Genomic DNA, 580 nt, shown 5'->3' on the forward strand with positions numbered 1-580 from the left:
TCAATCGCTTGGTTAATCTCGATACCTTTTTCTTTCGCAGCCCAGAGACACAATGCCTCAAAACCATCACTTAACTGTGATTTTCGAATGCTTGGCACGGGTTGATACTCATCAACTCCCAAAATATCACGTGTCAGTAAATCAAAACCAAGCCTGAATACCATCTCTTGGTGACGATGGCGACGCACACGTTCACCGCCTGTCACCGTCTGTTGCAATGGAATGCGCAGTTCATGCTTAGACAAAATGAGTTCAGACGCTCGTACTGATTGGGATAACGCTTGGTACGTCTCGCTTTGAATCAAATGATAACAGCAAGGTGAAATCGTCATCGCCGCGATGCCGGCTTCACTTCCATATTCCATCAACCGAACATGAAGGTCACCACAAGCATGCAGTGCGACAGCATGTTGCGTCGGTTTGAATACTGCCTTGGTTTGAGGATCAAACGCGTCACCTTGGATAAAGGTCATTTTCCAATGATGTTCATTCGCGGCTTGTTGGCCGGAGTCGCATAACGCTTGTTGATATTCAAAACTGGTCACTGGTTGATCGGTTTGCGTGGTTAAGATCCGACCTA

1 protein-coding gene is annotated in these 580 nt (G+C 46.7%); it reads right to left on the reverse strand.

Annotated features, from left to right (window positions below; translation table 11 throughout):
* On the reverse strand, positions 1–580 hold a 580-nt coding region (locus R7E78_RS28795; RefSeq protein WP_318058971.1), incomplete at both ends, for a methyltransferase.

The sequence above is a fragment of the Vibrio sp. YT-19(2023) genome, from assembly GCF_033337395.1.